The sequence below is a fragment of the Ciceribacter ferrooxidans genome, assembly GCF_004137355.1.
Classification (GTDB): Bacteria; Pseudomonadota; Alphaproteobacteria; order Rhizobiales; family Rhizobiaceae; genus Allorhizobium; species Allorhizobium ferrooxidans.
Genome location: NZ_SDVB01000267.1, coordinates 1 through 259, shown reverse-complemented (window position 1 = coordinate 259; position 259 = coordinate 1). Strand labels below are relative to the sequence as shown.

Below are 259 nucleotides of genomic sequence, written 5' to 3'. Positions count from 1 at the left end.
CACTCGTCTGGGCGATTATATCGCGTTTATGTTGCCATGGGCACATGGCCATCAGCTCAAAGCCATCCATGACTATGTTGCCGCCATCATCGAGCAACAAACGGCCTGTCAGGCCCAGTTGGCACGGTATTTTGGCAATCAAGAAGCTGCGGTCAAACGTTTATCACGCTTGCTCCATAATGAGCGGCTCGATGCTAGGCTGTTAGCGGATGCCGTGTTGTTACAGGCGCTGCATCAGCTCCCCAAGCACGGCACAGTG

General features: G+C 54.1%; 1 protein-coding gene. It reads left to right on the top strand.

The window, feature by feature from the left end:
* On the top strand, positions 1–259 hold a 259-nt coding region (locus EUU22_RS25350; protein WP_165351238.1), incomplete at both ends, for a hypothetical protein.